This is a genomic window from Helicobacter zhangjianzhongii, assembly GCF_030249855.1.
Taxonomy (GTDB): Bacteria; Campylobacterota; Campylobacteria; order Campylobacterales; family Helicobacteraceae; genus Helicobacter_B; species Helicobacter_B zhangjianzhongii.
In genome coordinates this window covers 276151-297974 of sequence record NZ_JANURN010000001.1, presented here as the reverse complement: position 1 = coordinate 297974, position 21824 = coordinate 276151, and the positions used below count along the sequence as shown (strand labels likewise).

The following is a 21824-nucleotide window of genomic DNA, read 5'->3' as shown; positions in this document are numbered from 1 at the left end:
TAGCCTTTGGGTGTTTAAACTTCGCGCCCAAAGGATTGCAAATGATGCGCTCACTCTATACCGCCACCACAGGTATGCTAGGACAGCAGTTACAGATTGATACCACCTCAAACAACATCGCCAATGTCAATACCACCGGCTATAAGAAGCAAAGAGCTGAGTTTAATGATCTCTTTTACCAAACGCTCCAATACGCCGGCACCGCCACAAGCGAGACGACACTCTCCCCCACGGGTATAGAAGTGGGGCTTGGCGTGCGCCCGGGTGCTGTGCAAAAAATGTTTTCCCAAGGTAGCCCCAAAGAGACAGAAAACAACCTTGATGTAGCCATTGAGGGCAAGGGCTTTTTCCAGATCCAGCTGCCTGATGGCACAATCGCCTATACAAGAGATGGAGGGTTTAAACTTGATGATAATGGCAATATCGTAACCGCGCAGGGCTATCTTCTCCAGCCCCAAATCACTATCCCCCAAGATGCCACACAAATCAATATCGGCACAGATGGCACGGTGAGTGTCGTGCAGGCAAATAATGGCGTAAGCAATGTGATAGGGCAAATCGAAGTGGCAAATTTCATAAACCCAGCAGGGCTGCACTCTTTGGGGGATAATTTGTTTCTAAACACCAATGCTTCCGGCGATGCGATTGTAGGCGTGGCTAGCACAGAGGGCTTTGGCGCACTTAGGCAGGGCTTTTTAGAGCTAAGTAATGTCAAGCTTGTAGAGGAGATGACAGATCTCATCACCGGACAAAGAGCCTATGAGGCAAACTCCAAAACAATCCAAACAGCCGATGCAATGCTCCAAACGGTTAATTCTCTCAAACGCTAGAATCTTGCTTAAGCAAATCTAGCCAAGCAGCTATTTAAGCGCGAAGCGGTGGTTATTGAATCTAGTGTATAATGCGCACACTCTCACTCTCTAAGGTAATGTATGCGATTTGATAAAAGGCTTTTTCGTTTTTGTGTATTGCAGTGTGGTGCGCTTGCCGCTTGTGTTGTCTTTAGTGCTTGTGATAAAAAAGACAAAAATGAGTTTAATAAACCAGCGACATATTGGTATCAAAACATCATCAAAGAAATAAAATTTGGGAATCTAGAAGGCGCGGATAATTTCTATGCGTCATTGCAAAGTGAGCATATCAACTCCCCCTTGCTACCAGAAGCTATGCTGATTTTAGGGCAGGCTCACATAAGAAAAGAGGAGTATTTGCTCGCAGAATTTTATTTTGATGAGTATTTGAAGCGTTTTGGCACGGCAAAAAATGCTGATTATATCACCTACTTAAAACTCCAAAGTCGCTACTATGGGATTAAGAACTCTAGTAAAGATCAGGAGTTTTTCTCTGACTCTCTCTCTGCCTTTGATGATTTTTTAGATAAATATCCTACAAGTCGGTATGTGCCTTTCGTGCAGACAATGCAAGTGCGCTTTGTGCTAGGGCAAAATGAGCTTAATAGGGGGATTGTCAATGTCTATAAAAAGCAAAAAAAGCCCGAAGCAGTGCAAAAATACCTTGATAGAATCGATGATGACCTAGAATCTAACGCCAAGCCCAAGCCATCTTACATACCTGAATATGTGCGTATGTTTAATTGGTAATTATCTCTTTAAGGAGCAAGAATGCAAAATCCGCAACATTTCCCCCCCACTCTTCCTGTCCCCCCTACTCTTCCTGTGATTGTAGAGGAGGATTTTACCTATCCCTTTGCGATTGCCCCTATTTTCACACAAGGGCAGAAAAATATCGCAGCAGCAAATGTCGCACTAGAGCGCAATGACCTTGTGCTAGTGTGCTGCCAAAAGGCAGAATCCAGCCCAGAATCCAATAGTGATGAAAAAGTGGATTCTAGTGCAATGCCATTTTATGATGTGGGTGTGGTGTGCAAGATTTTACGCAAAGTGTCCTTGCCTGATGGGCGCGTGAAGATCCTCTTGCAAGGGATGGCTATCACTAAAGTGATCGCTCTAGAGCCACAAACTAGCGAGGAAGACGATAGCGTGATTGAAGCTATTGTTGAGATTATCGAGTATCAAGACTACAACCAAGTGCGTGTTGAAGCGATGATGAAATTTCTCCTAGAAAATGTCCAAAACTACGCCAATATCAGCCACTTCCCCCCAGAAATGCTAAAAACGCTTGAAGAGACCAATGACCCAAATCGCGTCATCGATCTTGTCGCATCGACCTTGCGCCTAAAACCAGCAGAAGCGTATAAACTCTTTGCAAGCGATAATATCGAAGAGCGAATGATGATGTTGATCGATTTTGTAACGCAAGAAATCCAAGCCCAAAAACTCCAAAAAGAAATCAAATCGCGCGTGCATGATAAGCTTGAGCAAACCAATCGCGAATATTTCTTAAAAGAGCAAATGCGCCAGATCCAAAAGGAGCTAGGAGTCGATAAGCAGCGCGATGAAGAGCTTGATGAATTTGCCAAAAAGCTAGAATCCATAAAGCAATTTCTCAATGAAGATGCCTACAAAGAGATAAAAAAGCAAATCAACCGCCTATCTAAAATGCACCAAGATAGTGCTGATGCGAATTTGCTACAAAACTATGTCGAGTGGGTGCTAGAAATCCCCTTTGGTAGCTATGCTAAAGGCGAGCTATCTATCAAAAATGTCGCTAAACAACTTGATCTAGATCACTACTCTTTAACCAAGCCCAAAGAGCGCATTATCGAGTATTTTGCGGTGCGTGAATTGCTCGCCAAAAATGCCAAAGCAAATGCCAAAAAGACAAAAAACCGCGACACAGAGAGTCAAAAGTCCAAAGGCACGATTTTGTGCTTTTATGGACCTCCGGGCGTGGGGAAAACAAGCCTTGCAAACTCCATCGCCAAAGCCATATCCCGCCCGCTTGTGCGTATCGCGCTAGGTGGGCTAGAAGATGTCAATGAGCTGCGCGGACATAGGCGCACTTATATCGGGGCTATGCCCGGGCGCATTGTGCAAGGACTCATTGAAGCAAAAGAAATGAATCCCGTAGTCGTGCTTGATGAGATCGATAAAATCGCGCGTGGTGTGAGAGGCGATCCTACAAGCGTGCTACTAGAGATTTTAGACCCAGAGCAAAATGTCGAATTCCGCGATTATTACACAAATTTCAGCATTGATTTATCGCAAGTGATTTTTATCGCCACAGCAAATGACATCGCCCAAATCCCAGCCCCCTTGCGCGATAGAATGGAATTTATCTCTATCTCTAGCTACACCCCGCAAGAAAAAGAGCAAATCGCGCATAAATACCTAATCCCTCAAGAGCTGAAAAAGCACGGGCTTACCGACAAGCAAATCCAATTTAGCAAAGAGAGCGTGCGTGTGCTGATCGAGCGATACACGCGCGAAGCAGGCGTGCGAAACTTGCGCCGGCAAATCTCTGCGATTTTGCGAAAAGTCGCTACTAAAGTGCTGCAAGATGAAGATTTCACGCCCATTAAGCTCACGCCAAAGCAGATCCCAGACTTCTTAGATAAAGTTGTCTTTGAGATCGAGCAGTCAAACAAAAAAGCGCGTATAGGGATCATCAATGGGCTTGCTTGGACAAGCGTAGGCGGCGATGTCCTAAAAATCGAAGCCATAAAGCTAAAAGGCACAGGCGAGCTTAGACTTACAGGAAGTCTAGGTGATGTGATGAAAGAATCCGCGCAAATCGCGCACTCTGTGGTAAAGGTGCTGCTTGAGAGTGGTGAGCTAGAATCTAAAATAAAATCTAAAGATAAAGCAAAAGGTCCTATGTATAATCAATACAATATCCATCTCCACTTGCCAGAGGGAGCTACACCCAAAGATGGTCCAAGTGCAGGGATCGCTATGGCGTGTGTGATTGCATCAATCCTCTGTGAGAAGCCTATAAGCGGTGAGATCGCTATGACAGGTGAGCTAACACTCACAGGCGATGTCTTGCAAATTGGCGGACTCAAAGAAAAGCTTATCGCCGCACACAAAGCTGGGATCAAACGCGCCCTAATCCCGGCAAAAAACTATGAACGAGATCTAAAAGAAATCCCAAAGGAAGTGCTTGATCATCTCACAATAATCCCTGTGCAAACCATACACGATGTGTTTGCGGAAGTCTTTAAGCGCGGCTAGTAACGCGTGCGTGATTATTTAGATAAATACTATATAATCCTAGTCCATTTCATCAAAAGGAGATACTAATGGGACTTTATGATAGAAACTATACAAACAATGCAAGTGATACAAGCAATGTAAATATCTCTGCTGAAAAAGCAGCAGCACAAGATAATGCGCTTGTGAAGTTTGTAAGGATAACTTACATTTTCTTTGGAGCGAGCTTGTTTTTCGCTTTTGTTGGCGCGGTAATTGGCTTTTACAATCTTCAGTTTGTGTTTGAAAATCGTATGATACTTTTCATCATTGAGATTGCAGCACTCTTTGGGCTTATGTTTTCTCGCTCAAAACCCGGACTTAATATCGCAATGCTCTTTATCTTTACCACACTTACAGGCTTGGTGGCTACTCCACTTGTGGCTATGGTAGCGGCAAAAGCGGGAGCCGGAGCTGTGGTGATGGCATTTGCAATGACGACAATTGTCTTTGGCGCGATGAGTATCTTTGGTATTAGGACACGCAAAGATTTAGCAAGTATGGGGACAATGCTTTTTGTCGCGTTGATTGTCGTATTTATCGGCTCACTTGTGAATCTATTTCTTGGAAGCTCTATGTTTCAAGTAATAATTTCAAGTGCGGTGGTGATTCTCTTTAGCGTGTATGTGGCGTATGATACGCAAAATATTATCCGCGGGCTTTACTCTAGCCCTGTCGATGCGGCGATTAGCCTGTATCTTGACTTCTACAATATCTTTATGAGCCTGCTCTCTCTCATCGGTTTATCTAACAGAGATTAAGGGGAGTATGGAGGGGGGCTCGTCTGTATTCTTGTATTTCCTGCTTTTTGCTTTTCTCTTGCTTTTTTGGATTCTAGTTTTATAGGCTTTTGTTGCGCCACGCTATGGCAAACTCTTCAGCTATACGCGCATTTCTGCCACCGATTTTAGCAGCAAAATTAAGCGCGCTCTGTCGCACAGGGCTTGCTTCTAGCAAAATCGTTTCATCATCTAAAAGCCGTGCGATATGTGCTAGATATTCTTGTGTGCCAATATCATAGAATCCAATCTGCAAGCCAAATCGCTCGCTTAAAGCCAGCTCTTCTTGGACTAGCTCATTGCTTGGGGGAAGGCTACTGCCTGCACGCAAGGAAGTGGATTCTAGCAGTCTGCGGAGATTAGAGGTAGCATAGAGCAAGATATTGCTAGCCCTTGCTTCAAGCGAGCCTTGCAAAGTGCTTTTTAGGCTTTTGTAGCTTGGATCGCCTTGATTGAATGCTATATCATCGCAAAAGACAATAAAGCGATATGGCAAATCACGCAGGCTATCAAACACCAAAGGCAGCAAGCAAATATCCTTGCTATCAAGCTCTAGCACACGCAAAGGCGAGCTAGAATCTAGCAAATAGGGTAGCAAGGTCGCCTTGATTAAAGAGCTTTTGCCACAGCCCCTAGCCCCAAACAACAGCGCGTGCAACGCCTGCTTCCCAGCTAAAAACGCCGAGGTATTTTCTTGCAGCACCCTAGCTTGACTCTCAATACCAACAAGCCTAGGCATCTCTCCAAAATCCATAATTGCACGCAAGCAAAATTCCCCTGCAAAGGTGCGGATTATGTAGGCTCTATATGTGTGCCACTCCGCATTTTCTAGCACTTTAAATGGTGATTTTGTGGATTCTAGTATCATTGCGCATTGTTATTGGCAAAATCAAGCAATATCATACCGCCAAAGTATTCTTTATAGGCTCTTTGGGCTTTGGGCTTTGGCACACTAGGAGCTTGTGGCTTACTAGATTCTAATGGCTCAAGCAAGCTTGCAAGGATATAGCCATTGATCTCGCGCTTTAATCCATTAGCACTATAAACATAATGGATTTGCGCCCATTGCTCTGTATTGGCATTTTGCGTAGAATCTAGCCCTGTTGTGGTAGATCGCACCTCCATCACTCTCCCGCGTGGTGCTTTTGCCACGATATTGGCATTGATACTTGGCTCTTGGCGGATATGTGCTAGATTGACACGCACTTGCGCTATCTTGGAGCTATTATTTGGCTTTGTAAGGCTTGCAAGGATATAGCCTACAACCTCACGCCCCTGTGTGCCGCTTGTATAAATATAGCGCACCTTGAGCCACTTGCCCTGTGTGGATTCTATGCTATCAAGCACCTCTAGCTCCCTCCCCCATCGCACCATACCAGCGACACTAGAATCCACTTTTGCTTGCGTGCGGATATTGGCTAGATTGACATTTACACGCACGCGCGGAAGTGCAGTAGCAAAGTCTAGATCCTCTTTATGATCTTTGCTAGAATCCACTTTTTCTTGCGTATTGCTAGGCTCTAGCTTCTCTTGGATATAGATTTCTGCGCGATAGAGCTTGCCGGCTGTATCAAGGCTCGCATTTTGGTTGAGAGAAGCCTTTGTGATGTGGCTAGGATCCTTCCCTACAAGCCCCACCACGCGCAGGTGCATCGTGTGCTTATCATCAAGTGTTATTGTGCTAGGTAGGCTTATCTCACGCGCTATTTGCACGCGCTCGCCCACAGAGATTTTTCGTGCTTGCTTGTCGATTGTGGATTCTAGGGGCTTGATTGATCCTTGATAGAGCTCCACGCGTTTGGGGAGGATTTTGGTCATCACATTATTGCCATATTTCAGCACTAGTGTATTATCCCTAGGCAAAAGCCCTAGAATCTTGTTGTTTGAAATGATGGTGATTTCACTAGCTTTTTTGCCTTTAGGGATAGGGAAGCTAGCAAGCACAGGACGCAAGCCAAAAAGTGGCATTTCAGGGAGATTTTCAAGGGCAAAGGTCTGGGAGCGATCTTTGATGGCTTTTTGCACATTTTGTGGGCTTAGCGTGAAATCCCGCTCAAACTCTATGCCCATTTGTGTCAAAAGCGCGTCAATAGCTAGCAAATGATAATACACGCGCTGGGCGACATTAAGCTCCTTGCTCGCTTCATTGGCATAGCCGGGCTTGCCTTGATTGATCGCATAAAAGGTCAGGGCTTTTTGCATTTCTTTGTCTTTTTCAGCAGTTTGGGTGTTGTGCAAATGATAGCGGTGGATTGGGGCTAGTAAATGTGCGTTGATATGCGCGATCATTGCGTTTGCGATAGATTCTAGCTCGCCAAATTTCACGCCCTCTAAGGTAACTTGATCGATCACCGTGCAGTTTCCCCAGCGATTTGGATTAGCAAGTGTGCTTTCAAAGCTTGGGCGATAATACCCACTCCCATCGTGTAAATGCAGCACAGCTTGGACTTGGTCTTCTTTGATGACACTTTTGATATGCTCTATCAAGGGCTTTTCAGGATCGTTTGGGTTGATGAGTGCAAACTTGCGATTCATATCATCATAGATTCCACGATGATTTAGTAGCATAGAATGTGGATTTAGCACAGGGACTACCCAGACGCTGCCATTTTTGATCGTGTAGTGATTGAGAAAAATATTTGTCGCATTAAAGCCGCCGGGCTCATCGCCTTGTATCCCTCCAATGATCAATAATGTAGGGGATTTTGATACCTCTTTTTTGACAATCTCAAAATCAATAGGGCGCAATGTCTTTGCACAAAGCACCGCCGCAAAACAAACCCAAAGCCAAACAAACCGCATCGCTATCCTTGATAAAAAAATAGCTGTGATTATAACAAAATCTTACAAAGCCAAGCCCCATATATCGCCACAACACTTTAGGGAACAAAAAATGCTTCACCTACCCTAAACCACTTAGGAGTGTGCTATGCAGCAAAAAGACATATTAGAAACCTTTAAAAAGTATGTAGGAGAGTTTGGACTAACTCAAAAAATGCAAATCCCCTTGTGCAAAACTCAAAGGATCCAAAATTTTGGCGAGGATATAAAAAGTGCCAATGAACTAACAGGTGCGCTTCAAGTGCTTAAACACACTTATAAAAAAATGCTAGATTCTGCCAATGGCTTGGGCAATGATGAGGTGCAAGATCACCTAATCATCTATCAAATCAACGAGCAAGTAGCGCAGTGTAAATTTATGGGTAATGAGCTGTTTGACTCTATGCTTAGTGCCAAAGTCGGCACACAGAGTATAGAGTTTGAAAATCCATCGCCTATGCCACTGCTAGAGCGCGGAGATTTTGCTGGGTTTATCGGCTATATCCAGGATAAATCTAGCGAGATCACACAGACACTAAGCACATTGTCGCAGGCGATTTGTGATGAGAGTTTATTTGGCAAAGCCAAGCACACAGACACGGGCGTGGATTTTGAGCACTTTGATCCCTCGGTCTTTTTATCCAAACAATAAGCGATTATCTGTGGGCTAGAGGCTCACATAAATCGCACAAACACACACAATAACCCCACCTCCCAAAATAGCAAAGCTCACGACTCTATCGCGCTTGCAAAAGGAAGTAACAATCAAGCCAGATAGATAAAATAGTAAAAGCGATATGCCAAAGCCTATCGCCAATATATCAAATGCAGAAAATTTAAACGACCCTAGCTCAAACTTGCTTCCACTAGATTTATGCATAAGCAGCAAAACCCCATACCAGCTTCTCTCCACCACCCTAAAGGTAGGCTTCCCATCTTTGCCCCTACTGATTGTCGCGCTATATGCCACATTGCCAATGCTAGGATTGCCCTTGATAAGCTTCACTTCCGTATTTGGTGGGATTTTTAGATGATGTTTGGCTAAAAGCTCAAGTAGCAAGTTTTGCTCTTCGCCTTTTTTGGGCATAGATTCTAGCTCTAGCTCAAAGACTTTCGCGCCAAAATCCTGCCGCAGATCAAAAATATATCCAACACCTGTTATCGCATAAATCAGTGCAAATGGCAGAAAAAATAAGCTCAAATATGTGTGGATTTTCATCCAAGTCTTTTTGCTAATCATCTTGGTAGGCTTTGTTGCGCTAGTCATTTGGCGACTCCTTTTTGCGTGATTATAGAGAGTCTAGATAAAGGCATTGTGAAATCTAGCTACGCAAGTAGGCAAGCAAGCTCTCAAGCACGCAATCATCATCAGTAGTTGGAGCTTTTATACTGTGCTTTTCTAAGGATTCTAGGGTGATTTGGATATTTTGCCCAAAATGCAAAATGGATTTAATGCGCTTTTTGGTGGCTAGAATCTTTATGATAATAAGCTGGATAAAGTTCTGGCTTAGTGTATCTAGTGCGCCAAATCGGTCGCGGATTTCATCTTCTATATCTATGACTTCACGCACTTCTTTAGCAAGCGATAAGCGGCGATAAAGCTCTAGGCGCAGGGAGTCGCTGGTGATGAGATCTGGGCTTAAATACGCGCTGATATTTAAACGCAAATCTAGGCTATGCTCTATGGCACTTGGCTGATTACTCAAAGTAGCAAGCGCATCTTCTAAAAGCTTCAAATACAAGCTAAAGCCGATATTTTTAATATGCCCGCTTTGGGACTCGCCGATGAGATTCCCACCCCCTCTAATCTCTAAATCGTGATAAGCGATACTAGCCCCAGAGCCTAGGTAGGAGTTTCGCTCTAAAGCAAGGAGTCTTTTGCCCGCATCTTCTGTGATACTCTCCATTGATTCAATCAAAAAGTAGCAAAACCCCTCCTTATCGCCTCGCCCTACTCGCCCTCTTAGCTGGTGTAAATCCGCTAGCCCAAAGCGATCTGCCCCATCGATGATTATGGTATTGGCATTGGGGAGGTGAATGCCTGATTCAATAATGGCAGTGCAAAGTAGCATTTGATATTTTCCACAGGCAAACTCATACATTATCTGCTCGCTCTCACTAGCATTGACTTGAGAATGCAGCATAGCTATGGCAAGCTCCGGAAAAAGCTCTTGCAAATGCTTATAAATAGCAGGCATAGATGCGATATTGTTATAGAGATAAAACACCTGCCCGCCACGGCGCAGCTCTCGCTGGATAATTTCTTTGAGCAAGGCATCGCTTTTATGCTTGATAAATGTGCGAGAATCCTTGCGCGAAGTGGGCGGTGTATCTAGGCGACTCATACCCTTTATGTGAGATAGAGCCATATTGAGTGTGCGAGGGATTGGTGTAGCAGACATACTTAGGATATGGACATTTGTGCTTAGCTGCTTTAAACTCTCCTTTTGCTTCACGCCAAATTTATGCTCTTCATCAACGACCACCAACCCAAGCTTGCTAAACTCCGCGCCAAAGAGACTATGCGTGCCAACCACCACAGAAATCTTGCCATTTTTCAAGCTCTCTGCGACCTCGCGTTTCTCTTTGGCACTAAGATAGCGATCATATCGACCAACTTGTATCCCAAAGGGCGCAAAGCGTTTGGATAGTGTGGCAAAATGCTGCGCGCTAAGAAGTGTTGTAGGCACGATAAGCGCGCATTGATAGCCGCTTCTACACACAGCATAGATTGCATTCATCGCTACTTCTGTCTTGCCAAAGCCCACATCGCCACTTAGCAGCCTATCCATCACGCGCCCACTTGCAAGATCGCTAAAAATGGATTCTATGGCTTTGCTTTGATCAGGGGTTAGCCCAAAGCCCGCACTATGCTGGAATACAGCTAGCTCCGGGGCTTTGGTATCAATCACGCTACCTTGCAGCAAATTGCGTGTAGCAGCAAGCTTGATGATAGAATCCGCTATGGCAAAGAGCTTGTCTCTAGCCTTTGCCTTAAGTCTTGCAAAGCTTCCTTTACCAAGTCGATCAATCACCGGGATAGAGCCACTTGCAGCAATGTAGCGATCAATTGTGTGGAGATTTTCCACAGGGAGCAGAAGCTTATCCTCGCCAAAATATTGGATATGGATAAAATCACGCGTAACGCCTAGGATAGTATTCTGCACGATACCTTTGAAAATCCCTATACCATACTCACTATGCACGACATATTCACCGATATTTAGCTCATCTAGGGCAAATTTAGGGCGTTTGGGTCGTTTAGCAGCACTATGTGTAAAAGTGGATTCTAGGCTTAATATCAACTCATCAGGCGTGCTAATATGCACAACCGCGCTAGATTCTACAATATTGCTAGAATCCACAATCTTTGCACTTATGGCAGCTAGCTCACTTTTGCTGCGCACTATAATTGTGGTGCGCTTGCTTGCGTGGTGGGCTAGCAGTGCTTCTAATGCTTCTAAATGAAACTCGACATCGCGATAGGATTCTAGCTCTTGTAAGATTGCAGGCATTTGCATAGAATCCTCTCTAGATTCTGCGATATGCACAAGCACTTGCTGCCAAAAATCCTGCGCCCTAGAATCCAGCTCTGCACAAGTGGATTCTAGGGCGTCTCCGCGATCCACAGATACGATCTCTGCTAGCTCTCTAGCAGCATTTGTAGTCAAAATACTAGGGTAGCTAGCAGGGAGCAGCTCTCTATGTGGCAAATACCAAAGCCCTAGAGAGAGCATATCTTTGCTCATCACTTGATAATCACTCTCCTCCACCGCCTCGCACAATCGCTCATACTCACCACAATCCAAGCTAAAAAGAGCAGGCGGTATAGTAAGGCTATCTTCTCTAGCTTGCTCTTTAAGCTGTGTTTCTATGCTAAATACACTAATCTCTTCACACTCATCACCAAAAAAGCTAATGCGATAGGGCTTACTAAGTGGGGGATAAATATCAACAATATCCCCGCGGAAGCTCACCTCTCCCTCCATTTCTATCATATCAACACTCTCATATCCATAGCGGATCAATGTGTCTTTAAGCTCTTGAAGTCGATAGTCTTTCCCTACTGCAAGCCTAAGATTCTGGCAGTATTTCTGCGATGGCAGTGGATATATAAGTGAAGAGATGGGTGTGATTAGAAGTGTGTTTTCATCAGCATAAAATGCACGAAGCTGGGCTAGATTCTCCACAAATTCGATAAAAAAGCTTCGCACATCATCGCCCACTCGTAGGCGCATTTCCTTGCAAAGCAGCGGGCGTTTAGTAGAGAGCTTTGCGCTATATGTATAGAGCGCGACTTGATAAGCACTTAAAGCTTCTTCATAATCCTTACACAAAATCACCCGTGCAGGTGATGTGTCTATAAGGATTCTATAGAGATTTGCTTGGAGCATTCTTTGGGGCTGCTTGCCCTTTAATTTTACTTTCTCCTATGAACACGCCTTTTTTCTCGATCACAAGCTCTGTAGAAGTTATCACGCCCTCAAATCGCCCAAGTGAAGCGATCTCCACGCTCTCGCTCTCTGTCAAGCCCTTAAGCTTGCCACTTACTATAAGCTTATTGGCATAGACTTCGCCATTGACAAAGCCGCTTTTGCCGATCATTACCGTGCTTTTTGAGCGGATACTGCCCTCAATTTCGCCATCAATGTGCAAGTGGCAGTCTGTATCGATCTCGCCCTTTATTTTTGTCCCTTGTGCGATGATAGTCGCAGCTCCGGGCTTTTGCCCTAATCCATTAGGTTGTTTATCGTCGCTAGTAAAGATTGCCATGCAATACTCCTTTCTTTTGTAAAAATTGAATCAAAGTTCTTCATATCCCACCTAGCAAAATTCATAGGATCGATAGGCTTTTCTAAAAACCGCACCTCATAGTGCAAATGCGGACCTGTGCTAACGCCAGAATTCCCCGTTTTGGCTATGAGCTGCCCCTTTTTCACAAATGAGCCTGCTTTGATTAAAACCTCATTGAGATGAGCATAATAAGTTTTAAAGCCAAATGAATGGGTAATCTTTACTAATTTTCCATATCCACCATTCCAGCCAGAATCCGCCCAATCCACCACGCCATCAGCTGTGGCATACACAGAAGTGCCAATCCTTGCTCCAAAATCCGTGCCTGTATGCTGACGCACGACTTTTAGCACCGGGTGCAGACGCGTGCCATAAGGATCTGTGATACTAGAAAAAGACTCAAGCGGATAGCCATTAGGGATAAACTTCATAAAAAACGCTTTTTGCACACCTGTGATACTTGCTATATCCACGCGATCGACTAGATTCTCATTTGGCATATTATTCACACCAATGACATTTTCAAGGTTGTCGATTTTATCGCTTGCTATGGAGATTTCTTGCAAGCGTTGATTGATCTCATCGTTTAAAATCGCATTGCCAAGCAGCATTGTCTCATTGCGCTCTTCAATGAGCGAAGTTTTGGCGTTAATATCAGCAATTTCAGATCGAAACACGCCAATTGCCACCGCGATAAAAAACACCACACTAAGAAAAAAGAGCAGGACATATAAAGTGATCTGGCGAAAAATCATATTGACATTGACATACTTACTCCCATCCTTATGGGTGATCATAAGCACAAGGCGTTGGTCAAATATCATAAAGACTCTTTTTTGAGCTTCTCGCTAGAGCTTACGCGCAATGTTTGTAGCTTGGCAATATCTTCAATCGCCCATACAAGATTTTTCCAATCAATGCCATCTTCTTTTTGAAAAATCGCATCAAAATTCTCAAAATTCCAGCTCGCATAGGTAGCGGGATTAAGCGATGTCCCTAAAAATCCCACTTCATAATACAACCTCTCTCCATTAGAGCGACCACTACTGCCGCTGTAACCGATGATTTGCCCCTTTTGCACGAAATCACCCTTATTGATCGTGAGCGTATCAAGGTGTGCATAGACTGATGAGAATCCAAAAGAGTGTGTGAGCTTGATCACATTACCAAGCCCTGTTTTGCCGTTGTTTTGCACAAGCACAACCACGCCATCTGCTGTGGCATACACAGGAGTAGCCTTTGGCGCGATGTAATCCATAGCCCCCTCAACCCCACTTACATTGCGCAGTGGATGCAACCGCTCTGCGGTTAAATGCTTGCTTGTGAAAGTTTTAAGCGGATCACCATTGGGGATAAGTCTAAGAAGCAAGAGTTTATGTGTATTGCTGATATTTTGTAAATCGACTTTTGTGATTTGGGGCTGCCTAGTGATATTGCGCTTAATACTTACAATATCCTCTAGCTTATCGATTTTAGAATTTACCACTTCTAGCTCATCAGTGCGCTCTCTAATGGCATTTCTAAGCAAGGCGTTTTTCTGGTAGATTGAGTGGTATTGTGCGATAGCATCGCTTTTTTGTTTGGCAATATCATTGACTTGATGCATAAGAAAATACATCGCAACAAAGCTTAGCAAAAATAGTCCTAGCACTATAACAGCACCGATTGCGACAAGCTTGGTTACATTTCTAGGGAGAGAAAACTGCCTAGATCCCTTCTCATCAACAATCGAAAAAACAAGTCTATCCTCTTGCATTCCACATCTCCAAAAAAGCTTCTGCCACGCTAAATGACCCAAACACCACATACTCTTTCTCATCTTGCAACAAAGAGCAATCAAGCACAAAAGCCTTATGTGCGATCCCAAGCTCAGCGCAAACCGCTAATAGCTCATCTTCGGGTATGGCTCTAGTATGTGTGATAGGGCAGATTAGTAATTGATCGATATTGGGCTTTAAGATACTCAATATCTCGCGCACATCCTTTTGAGAAAAAGTATTATACACAAGATTTATGCGTTTTTTACCAAGAATTTGCGCTATGGCACGCGCACACTCGGCATTGTGTCCTACATCGATCATCACATTTGGCGCGATTTTTTGCGCCCTAGCTGGTAGGTCAAATCTAGGCATATTAGACAAATCATCAACTCCCAAAGCAGCAAGCACACACACAGCCACAGCGAAGTTCTCCTGCAAAAATGGCGCGAAATCCCGCATATATGCTTGTATCTCTGGGGCTTTTAGGCAAGAGTGTATGATGTCTTTAGTAAGTATTGTCAATGTAGAATCCACTTTTTTAGCAATAGATTGAGCAATAGATTCTACTTCTTTGTAGGTTTGTGGAGCTAGGAACGCACGCTTGCTCATAGCCTTTAGCTTTGTGGTAGCAATAGATTCTATACTATTGCCTAAAAACTCTGTATGATCATAAGAAATAGGTGTGAAAACACTTAGCTCCACATATTCTTTTAGCACACTTGTAGAGTCAAACTCCCCGCCAAGCCCCGCCTCGCATACAAAATACTCACAATCTTGTGCCAGCACTAGAGCTAGCAAAGTCGCATACTCAAAATAGCTTGCCTGCTGGACACAGCTATATTCTTGCAAAGCCCTATGCGCCGCTTCTAGCTCATCATCGCTCACTATGCACCCATTTTTATAAAATCGCTCATTAAATCTATGCAAATGTGGAGAGGTAAAATGCAGCACCTTGTAGCCTTGCGCCAAAAGCCCAAGTGCGATAAACCGCCCCGTGCTGCCCTTGCCATTTGTGCCTAAAATTTGAATGATGTGTTTTGGGAGCTTGCAATCCAAAGCAGCAAAGATTTTAGGCATACGAGATGGATCAAATGCCGCATACTCCGCGCCTTTAGATTCTAAATACGCGTGCCAAGTGAGCCTAGATCCACGAGAATCCATAACGGCTTTTGCTCCATATCATCTCCATTTTTGTGCCTATCGTGCTATTTTTGCCCATCAAAGGAAATTTGCGCGACAAATTGATCCACTGTTTGCGTGAAGGCTTGATTGATCGCGTAGTAGCGGTTGTTGTATGTCGTAAGTGGATTATCTAGTGAGACATTGTAGTCATAATACCCACTGCCATCAAAGGTCCTTTTTGTGCCTTTTTTGTTGTCATAAGTATAAGTTACATACGCATTCACACGATAGTAAGTCGTAAATGCGCTACTGCTTAGGGCGAAAGTTGTATCTACGATTTTGTTGATCGCTACTGTGATGATACTATCGGCATCTTCTTTGCTAGAGACGCGAATTTGAAAGCGAGAGATGATGATTTTATTCATAAGGTCTTTAAGCTCGACAGAGTTTTCTGGGTTGGGGAGATTGACCTTTAGCTCCACATAAACTCTCTCGCCTAAGGCTTTTTGCGCATAGGTGGCTGAAGGGACATAGCCACAGCTTGTAAGTGCGAGCATTATAGCCACTAGAGCGATAAGTCTATACACTCACACCACCACGAAATTTACAAGTTTATTTGGGACAAAGACTTCTTTTTTGATAGTTGTCCCAAGCAGCCATTTTTGTGCAGCTTGCTTTGCTTGCTCGATGATTTGGGGCTTTTGCGCACTTGTTTGCACGCTAATTTCTGCACGCTTTTTGCCATTGATAGTAACAGCATAGATCATCTCATCACTAGCAAACACACTAGAATCCACTTTTATCTCGCCAAAGTTTGCTAGACCAAAAAGCTCCTCACTAAGCTCCCAGCAAATATGTGGGATAATAGGCTCTAAAATGGACAGCAAAATGAAATACCCCTCTGTCCAAATATCTGGATTATCCTGCGCATTTAGGGCATTGAAAGCCTCCATACAAGAGGCAATGAGTGTATTAAAATTATAATTATTCTGCCGTTTGGTGAAAACTTCTTGGCTTTTTTGCAAGGCTTCATAAAGCTTTTTGCGTGCGAGCTTTTGCGTAGAATCTAGCTTGCTTCCATCAATGCGCGGGGTCTCTTTAGTAGGGTAGGCATTTTGCGCTCTCTCATACAAGCGGCGGATAAAGCGATTTGCCCCTTCTACGCCATTATCATTCCACTCAAGCTCTTTGATAGGTGGAGCAGCAAAGAGGATAAACAGCCGCGCTGTATCTGCGCCATACGCGTGTAAAATATCCTTAGGATTGACAACATTGCCCTTAGATTTTGCCATTTTCGCGCCATCTTTTAGCACCATTCCTTGTGTAAGCAAATGGGCAAAAGGCTCATTGAAGCTATGATAGCCCAAATCGCGCAACACTTTGGTAAAAAAGCGTGCATACAGCAAATGTAAAATCGCGTGCTCAATCCCGCCGATATACTCATCAACCTGCAGCCAATACGCCACGCTCTTTGTATCAATGCCACACTGCTCCCACTTATCACGCCGCGTGGCATAGCGCAGAAAATACCAGCTAGATTCTACAAAAGTATCCATCGTATCGCTCTCTCGCCTAGCCTGCTTGCCACACTTAGGACAAAGAGCGTGCATAAAGCTAGAGTGGCTAGCAAGTGGATTGCCCTCGCCGGTGATTGCTACTTCTTCTGGCAGTGTTATAGGGAGATTTTCTAATCTCTCTGGCACAGCCCCACAATCATCACAATGCACGATAGGAATAGGCGCACCCCAATATCTCTGCCTAGACACTCCCCAATCACGCAAGCGATATTGCACCACGCCCCTGCCAAGTCCATTTTGCTCAAAATGCTTAATCATTGCCTGCCTAGCTTCATCACCACTAAGCCCCTTAAACGCCCCTTCTAGCATTGCCCCATCATCGCTACAAGGCAGGGGATTTTGCGTCTGCAAGGCTTGCTTGATAGGCAGCCCATACTTCTTAGCAAAGTCAAAATCTCTTTCATCGTGTGCTGGCACACTCATCACCGCCCCAGATCCATAATCCATAAGCACGAAATTTGCCACCCACACAGGCAGTAGCTCATCTGTAAGCGGGTGAATCACCTTAACCCCCAAATCCACGCCCTGCTTTGGCGCGATGGCGCGATCTTTGGCACTAGTATTTTGCATAGCTATGATACTCTCTTTAGCTTGCGTATCCAAAGTGGCAAAGACTGCTTGCACCAACGGATGCTCTGGTGCAATAGCACAATAAGTAACGCCAAAAATCGTATCCGGGCGCGTGGTAAAAACTTCAAGACTCTCTATCCCACTGCGCTCTTTGGCACTAGATTCTAGGGAGAGTCCAAACTGCAGCCCGTGGGACTTACCGATCCAATTTTTCTGCATAAGCAGCACTTGTGGCGACCATTTGCCCTCTAAAGTCTGTAAATCTTCAAGCAGCTCTTCTGCATAATCAGTGATTTTTATGTAGTATTGCTCCATTTCTTTTTGCACAACTTGCGTATCACATCGCCAGCACTTACCATCGATCACCTGCTCATTTGCTAGCACGGTAAGATCCTTAGGACACCAATTTAGCAAGGCTTTTTTGCGGTATATAAGCCCCTTTTCCCACATTTCTATGAAAAATTCTTGCTCCCATTTTGTATAAATAGGATCACAAGTCGCCAAATCCTGCTGTGCTGAAAAAGATAAGCCCAAAGCGCGAAACTCCGCACGCATAGCATTCATATTGTCATAAGTCCAAGATTTTGGGTGAAGCTTGTGCTTGATAGCGGCATTTTCTGCTGGCATACCAAAGGCGTCAAAGCCGATAGGGTGCAAGACATTAAAGCCACGATTGCGATAATACCTTGCTAGCGCATCGCCTATGCAGTAGTTACGCACATGCCCCATATGGATCGCGCCACTTGGGTAGGGAAACATACTTAGGATATATTTTTTAGGCTTGTTAGAATCCCACTCTGGCTCAAATACCCCTGTCTCCGCCCAATGCTGCTGCCACTTTTTTTCTATGGTTTTTGGATTATAGCTACGCATACACGATCCTAGAAATCCACATCTTGCTTCTGCGCACTCTCAATGAGAATCAAAATAAGCGAGAAGATATTTGCCATAAGCGCGCCTAGCACAAAGACATAGGCTAGCTTTTCGTTATGAAACACTTGCAACACACCAAATGCTGGCAACAAATGCAGATCCGCGACAATCGAGCTAGCAAACAGCTCTGATGAGAGCCTTTTACGCACGCCGATTTTCAAGGTCGTGGCGATAAGATTTAGCGCAATAGCGACAAACAAAATCGTCAAATCCGGCGCATACAAAAAGCCTGCCGTAGAAGTCGCACTGCTTAGTGTGAAAAAAATAAAAATGACTTTACCCCAGTCCATACTAGCTCCTTATTCTAGAATCCACTTTTTGTTTTGTGGGTGTCGGCTTTTTCTAAAGACACCTGAATCTCTCATAACCACACAGTAACTCACTTCCACACTCCCTCTAGACCCGTCCGCCCTCATACTGCTGGCGGATTCTAGCTCTCTCTTTTGCGCGCTTTTGCTTTTCTAGCTCTTTGTTATGATACTTTTCTATATCAAAGCCTAGCAGTATCGCAAGCTTTGGGGCAAGAAACATTGAGCTATAAGTCCCTACAATCACCCCCACAAGCATAGGCAAGGAGAATCCCACAATAATCGACCCACCAAAGACATACAAAGTCAGCACGACAAAAAACACCGTAAGTGAAGTGAGCAGCGTGCGTGAAAGCGTGTGAGAAATAGCTTCATTGATAACAAGGGCAATATCATTTGTCTTATCATTGAGCATTTTTTCACGGATTCTATCAAAGATGATAATGGTATCATTGATCGAATATCCTATCAAAGTAAGCAGTGCTGCTACAACTTCCAAATTTACATCAATATCAAAAATCACAACACTTGCAGCAGTGATGATCACATCGTGTATCAATGCCAAAATCCCAGCCAGAGCAAACCTCCACTCATAGCGGAAGCTCACATACACCATCATCGCGATAAATGCTAATAGCAGTGAGACAATGCCCTTTTCCTTAAGCTCTGCGCCGACTTTCGCCCCCACAGAGTCTAGCTTGCGGATCTCAAAGCTGCCACTTGGGGCTAAGGTGGATTCTAGCATAGGGGCGAGATTGCGCCCTTCAAGCTCGGCGTTATTGGGGATTTTGACAAGCAATTCTTGCGCAGAGTCAAACTCGCTTACCTGCACTCCTTTAAACACAGGCTCTAGCAACGCTCGCACTTGCTCAATGGGAGCTTTGCCCTCATAGCGTAGCTGCGCACTACTCCCCCCAGCAAAATCAATCCCCGCAGTAAAGCCGGGCTTGATAAACAAAAACACCGCCACTGCCAATAGCGCGACACTAAGCCATAGCCCATAATTAGAGTATTTCACAAAATCAATAAGGCGCACTTGTTTAAAAATTTCCATTATTTTGCTCTCCTTTGACTCCTTTGGGCGCGGATTTAATGCTTGCTTTTGGCTTAGTAGCGTGCATAGCTGACTTCACAGCAGGATAAGACACGCCAAACCACAGCTTCATTGATTTTGTCTTGCTAAGTCTAGGGAGCAAGACTTCATAGATCCCGTGTGTGCCGATGATGGCTGTGATGATAGAAGCTAAAATCCCAATCCCTGTAGTGATAGCAAAGCCTTGGATCGCGCCTGTGCCATAGGCATAGAGCAAAAATGAAGCGATAAGAGAGGTGATATTAGAGTCAAAAATCGCGCGAGAGGCATTGATATAGCCTACTTGGATCGCCCGCGCGATCGACTCTCCAGCACGCAAGGCTTCGCGGATTCTTTCATTGATGATGATATTTGCATCAACGGCTACCCCGACTGTTAGCACGATCCCTGCCATACCGGGCAGTGTCAATGTCGCACCAAAGATTGCCATAACCGCAATAATCAGCAAGAGATTTACCACAAGCGCGCAAGAAGCGATAACCCCTGCTAGCGCGTAATACACGATCATAAAGCCCACTACCAGCACAAAGCCACCAATGAGTGCGAGCATTGAAGCACGGATACTATCAGATCCTAGACTAGGACCCACACTGCGCTTTTCTAGCACAGAGAGTGGCACAGGCAATGCCCCGCTTCGCAAAGTGATCGCTAGATCTGTGGCTTCCTCTTCTGTGAAATCCCCACTAATTTGCCCGCTTGAAGCAATCCTAGCGCGAATCACAGGCGCGGAGTAAATCTTGCTATCTAGCACGATTGCCATACGCTTACCTATGCTAGCACTTGAAAAATCAGCAAATCGCTTTGCCCCTTGTGCGTTTAGCTCAAATGCCACCACAGGGCGGTGGTTTTCATCATACGCTACGCGTGCATCGCTTATCATAGAGCCATCTAAAATAGCTGTCGCCTTTAGCAAAAGCTTTGGCACGCCCTCGCCCCTAGCCATAGCACTTTGGGCTTCTTTGGTGGATTCTGCAAAGGGCAAAATCACATCACTAAAGCCTTGTGCTTCAAAATCACTCATAGCATACACGCGGCTCACGCGATCTTCATCGACTGCCATCATCTGCAAAAATGCTGCCTTAGAGATAAGATCACGCACGCGCTGCTCTTGCTTGGTGTTTTTGATCCCGGGCAATTCTACTAGAATCTGCTCTCGCCCTTGTTGTGTTACGCTAGGCTCGCCGAGCCCAAATTCATTTAGGCGGTTGCGGATAGTTGTGATCGCTTGAGCGATAGCCTGCTTGCGCACTTCATCTCGCTCTTGCTGGGTAAGGATAATGGTGTAGTGGTATTCTTGGGCTTCATAGGCGATACCGCGCAAAGATTTGAGCAAGATTTCAAGCTCGCTAGCCTCAGTAGAATCGATCAAATCAAACTGCACGCTGCTCTCTTGGGCTTGCACAGGAGAGAGTAGAATCTGCTTTTTGCCTGCTTCATACTCTATGGCAGAAGCGATAGAAGAGTAGCGCGCGGTAATTGCCGCATCTGTATCCACACCAAGCAAGAGCTGCAAGCCGCCTTGCAAATCAAGCCCTAATGTGATTTTATAGCCCTTAGTGTCAAAAAAGCTTGGCACACTAAACACCAAGCCAAAACACAAAGCCCCCAAAAAGACAAGGAATCTCGGCTGAAAGAGTTTCATCTAATTATCTAATGTAGTAGCTATGATTGCGTAGCTTGTGTATCATCATATTTATAGGCGACAAAATCCCTAGAAAGCCTAGCAGTGCTCTCATCACTTAATCGCACGCTAAAAAACAGCCCTTCTACTTTGATGATCTCACAAATAAATCCCCCAGAGCTTACGACTTTATCGCCCTTTTTCAATCCTTCTAGCATTTCTTTGTGGCGTTTAGCTTGCACGCGCTGGGGACGGATAAGAAAGAAGTAAAACACAGCAAAAAGCACAATAAGAGGCAAAAGAGAGACAAAAAGCTCATTAGCATTACTACCCAT

At 44.6% G+C, this 21824-nt stretch carries 18 protein-coding genes and 1 pseudogene; 5 read left to right on the top strand and 14 right to left on the bottom strand.

Translation table 11 applies throughout. From position 1 onward, the window contains the following. Positions 1–41: 41 nt before the first annotated feature. From flgG to NYG90_RS01320, 4 genes are all read left to right on the top strand, one after another. Positions 42–830: a flagellar basal-body rod protein FlgG gene (gene flgG / locus NYG90_RS01335; protein ID WP_023929369.1), complete on the top strand. Its 789-nt coding sequence runs from the start codon at positions 42–44 to the stop codon at positions 828–830. 102 nt (positions 831–932) lie between these two features. Beyond that, the gene (locus NYG90_RS01330; RefSeq protein ID WP_285264588.1) at positions 933–1601 is read left to right on the top strand and encodes an outer membrane protein assembly factor BamD; all 669 of its coding nucleotides are present in this window, start codon (positions 933–935) and stop codon (positions 1599–1601) included. Between the two features lie 21 nt (positions 1602–1622). Continuing rightward, entirely contained in the window at positions 1623–4094 is a 2472-nt protein-coding gene (gene lon, locus NYG90_RS01325) for an endopeptidase La (RefSeq protein ID WP_285264587.1), read from the top strand. Between the two features lie 68 nt (positions 4095–4162). Continuing rightward, complete coding sequence (locus tag NYG90_RS01320; protein ID WP_115011130.1) at positions 4163–4873, top strand: Bax inhibitor-1/YccA family protein; 711 nt, start codon at positions 4163–4165, stop codon at positions 4871–4873. 79 nt (positions 4874–4952) lie between these two features. On the opposite strand, the gene NYG90_RS01315 is transcribed toward NYG90_RS01320, so the two are convergent. Together NYG90_RS01315 and NYG90_RS01310 are read right to left on the bottom strand one after the other, a co-directional pair. Next, positions 4953–5759: a DUF815 domain-containing protein gene (locus NYG90_RS01315; RefSeq protein WP_285264586.1), complete on the bottom strand. Its 807-nt coding sequence runs from the start codon at positions 5757–5759 to the stop codon at positions 4953–4955. After that, positions 5756–7693 (bottom strand): M99 family carboxypeptidase catalytic domain-containing protein, encoded by a 1938-nt coding sequence (locus NYG90_RS01310; protein WP_285264585.1) that lies wholly within the window; start codon positions 7691–7693, stop codon positions 5756–5758. The genes NYG90_RS01315 and NYG90_RS01310 overlap by 4 nt, the downstream gene beginning before the upstream one ends. Positions 7694–7820: 127 nt before the next feature. On the opposite strand from NYG90_RS01310, the gene NYG90_RS01305 reads away from it, so the two are divergent. Further along, a complete protein-coding gene (locus NYG90_RS01305; RefSeq protein ID WP_285264584.1) occupies positions 7821–8363 on the top strand; it encodes a flagellar FLiS export co-chaperone in 543 nt (180 codons plus the stop codon). Between the two features lie 15 nt (positions 8364–8378). Here the strand turns inward: NYG90_RS01305 and NYG90_RS01300 are convergent, their stop codons facing one another. From NYG90_RS01300 to yajC, 12 genes and pseudogenes are all read right to left on the bottom strand, one after another. Continuing rightward, positions 8379–8978 carry a hypothetical protein gene (locus NYG90_RS01300; protein WP_258552176.1) on the bottom strand — a complete coding sequence of 200 codons (600 nt, stop codon included), beginning with the start codon at positions 8976–8978 and terminating at the stop codon, positions 8379–8381. A 55-nt stretch (positions 8979–9033) separates the two neighbouring features. Further along, positions 9034–12105 carry a transcription-repair coupling factor gene (mfd, locus tag NYG90_RS01295; protein ID WP_285264583.1) on the bottom strand — a complete coding sequence of 1024 codons (3072 nt, stop codon included), beginning with the start codon at positions 12103–12105 and terminating at the stop codon, positions 9034–9036. Further along, complete coding sequence (locus tag NYG90_RS01290) at positions 12083–12484, bottom strand: bactofilin family protein (protein ID WP_115011125.1); 402 nt, start codon at positions 12482–12484, stop codon at positions 12083–12085. The genes mfd and NYG90_RS01290 overlap by 23 nt, the downstream gene beginning before the upstream one ends. Next, on the bottom strand, positions 12442–13329 hold the full coding sequence (locus NYG90_RS01285; protein WP_285256356.1) for a M23 family metallopeptidase: 888 nt from the start codon (positions 13327–13329) through the stop codon (positions 12442–12444). The genes NYG90_RS01290 and NYG90_RS01285 overlap by 43 nt, the downstream gene beginning before the upstream one ends. Continuing rightward, positions 13326–14261, bottom strand: a complete 936-nt coding sequence (locus NYG90_RS01280) for a M23 family metallopeptidase (protein WP_181814163.1) — start codon at positions 14259–14261, stop codon at positions 13326–13328. The genes NYG90_RS01285 and NYG90_RS01280 overlap by 4 nt, the downstream gene beginning before the upstream one ends. Further along, a complete protein-coding gene (locus NYG90_RS01275; protein ID WP_285264582.1) occupies positions 14248–15426 on the bottom strand; it encodes a Mur ligase family protein in 1179 nt (392 codons plus the stop codon). The genes NYG90_RS01280 and NYG90_RS01275 overlap by 14 nt, the downstream gene beginning before the upstream one ends. Positions 15427–15470: 44 nt before the next feature. Further along, the gene (gene lptE / locus NYG90_RS01270; RefSeq protein ID WP_285256353.1) at positions 15471–15944 is read right to left on the bottom strand and encodes an LPS assembly lipoprotein LptE; all 474 of its coding nucleotides are present in this window, start codon (positions 15942–15944) and stop codon (positions 15471–15473) included. Between the two features lie 30 nt (positions 15945–15974). Further along, positions 15975–18407 (bottom strand): leucine--tRNA ligase, encoded by a 2433-nt coding sequence (gene leuS / locus NYG90_RS01265; RefSeq protein WP_285264581.1) that lies wholly within the window; start codon positions 18405–18407, stop codon positions 15975–15977. Positions 18408–18415: 8 nt separating this feature from the next. Continuing rightward, complete coding sequence (locus NYG90_RS01260) at positions 18416–18757, bottom strand: DUF6394 family protein (protein ID WP_115011119.1); 342 nt, start codon at positions 18755–18757, stop codon at positions 18416–18418. 106 nt (positions 18758–18863) lie between these two features. Continuing rightward, the gene (gene secF, locus NYG90_RS01255; RefSeq protein ID WP_285256351.1) at positions 18864–19829 is read right to left on the bottom strand and encodes a protein translocase subunit SecF; all 966 of its coding nucleotides are present in this window, start codon (positions 19827–19829) and stop codon (positions 18864–18866) included. Between the two features lie 76 nt (positions 19830–19905). Further along, positions 19906–21510, bottom strand: a pseudogene (gene secD / locus NYG90_RS01250) (protein translocase subunit SecD); the annotation flags it as partial. 20 nt (positions 21511–21530) lie between these two features. Further along, on the bottom strand, positions 21531–21824 hold the full coding sequence (gene yajC, locus NYG90_RS01245; protein ID WP_115011116.1) for a preprotein translocase subunit YajC: 294 nt from the start codon (positions 21822–21824) through the stop codon (positions 21531–21533).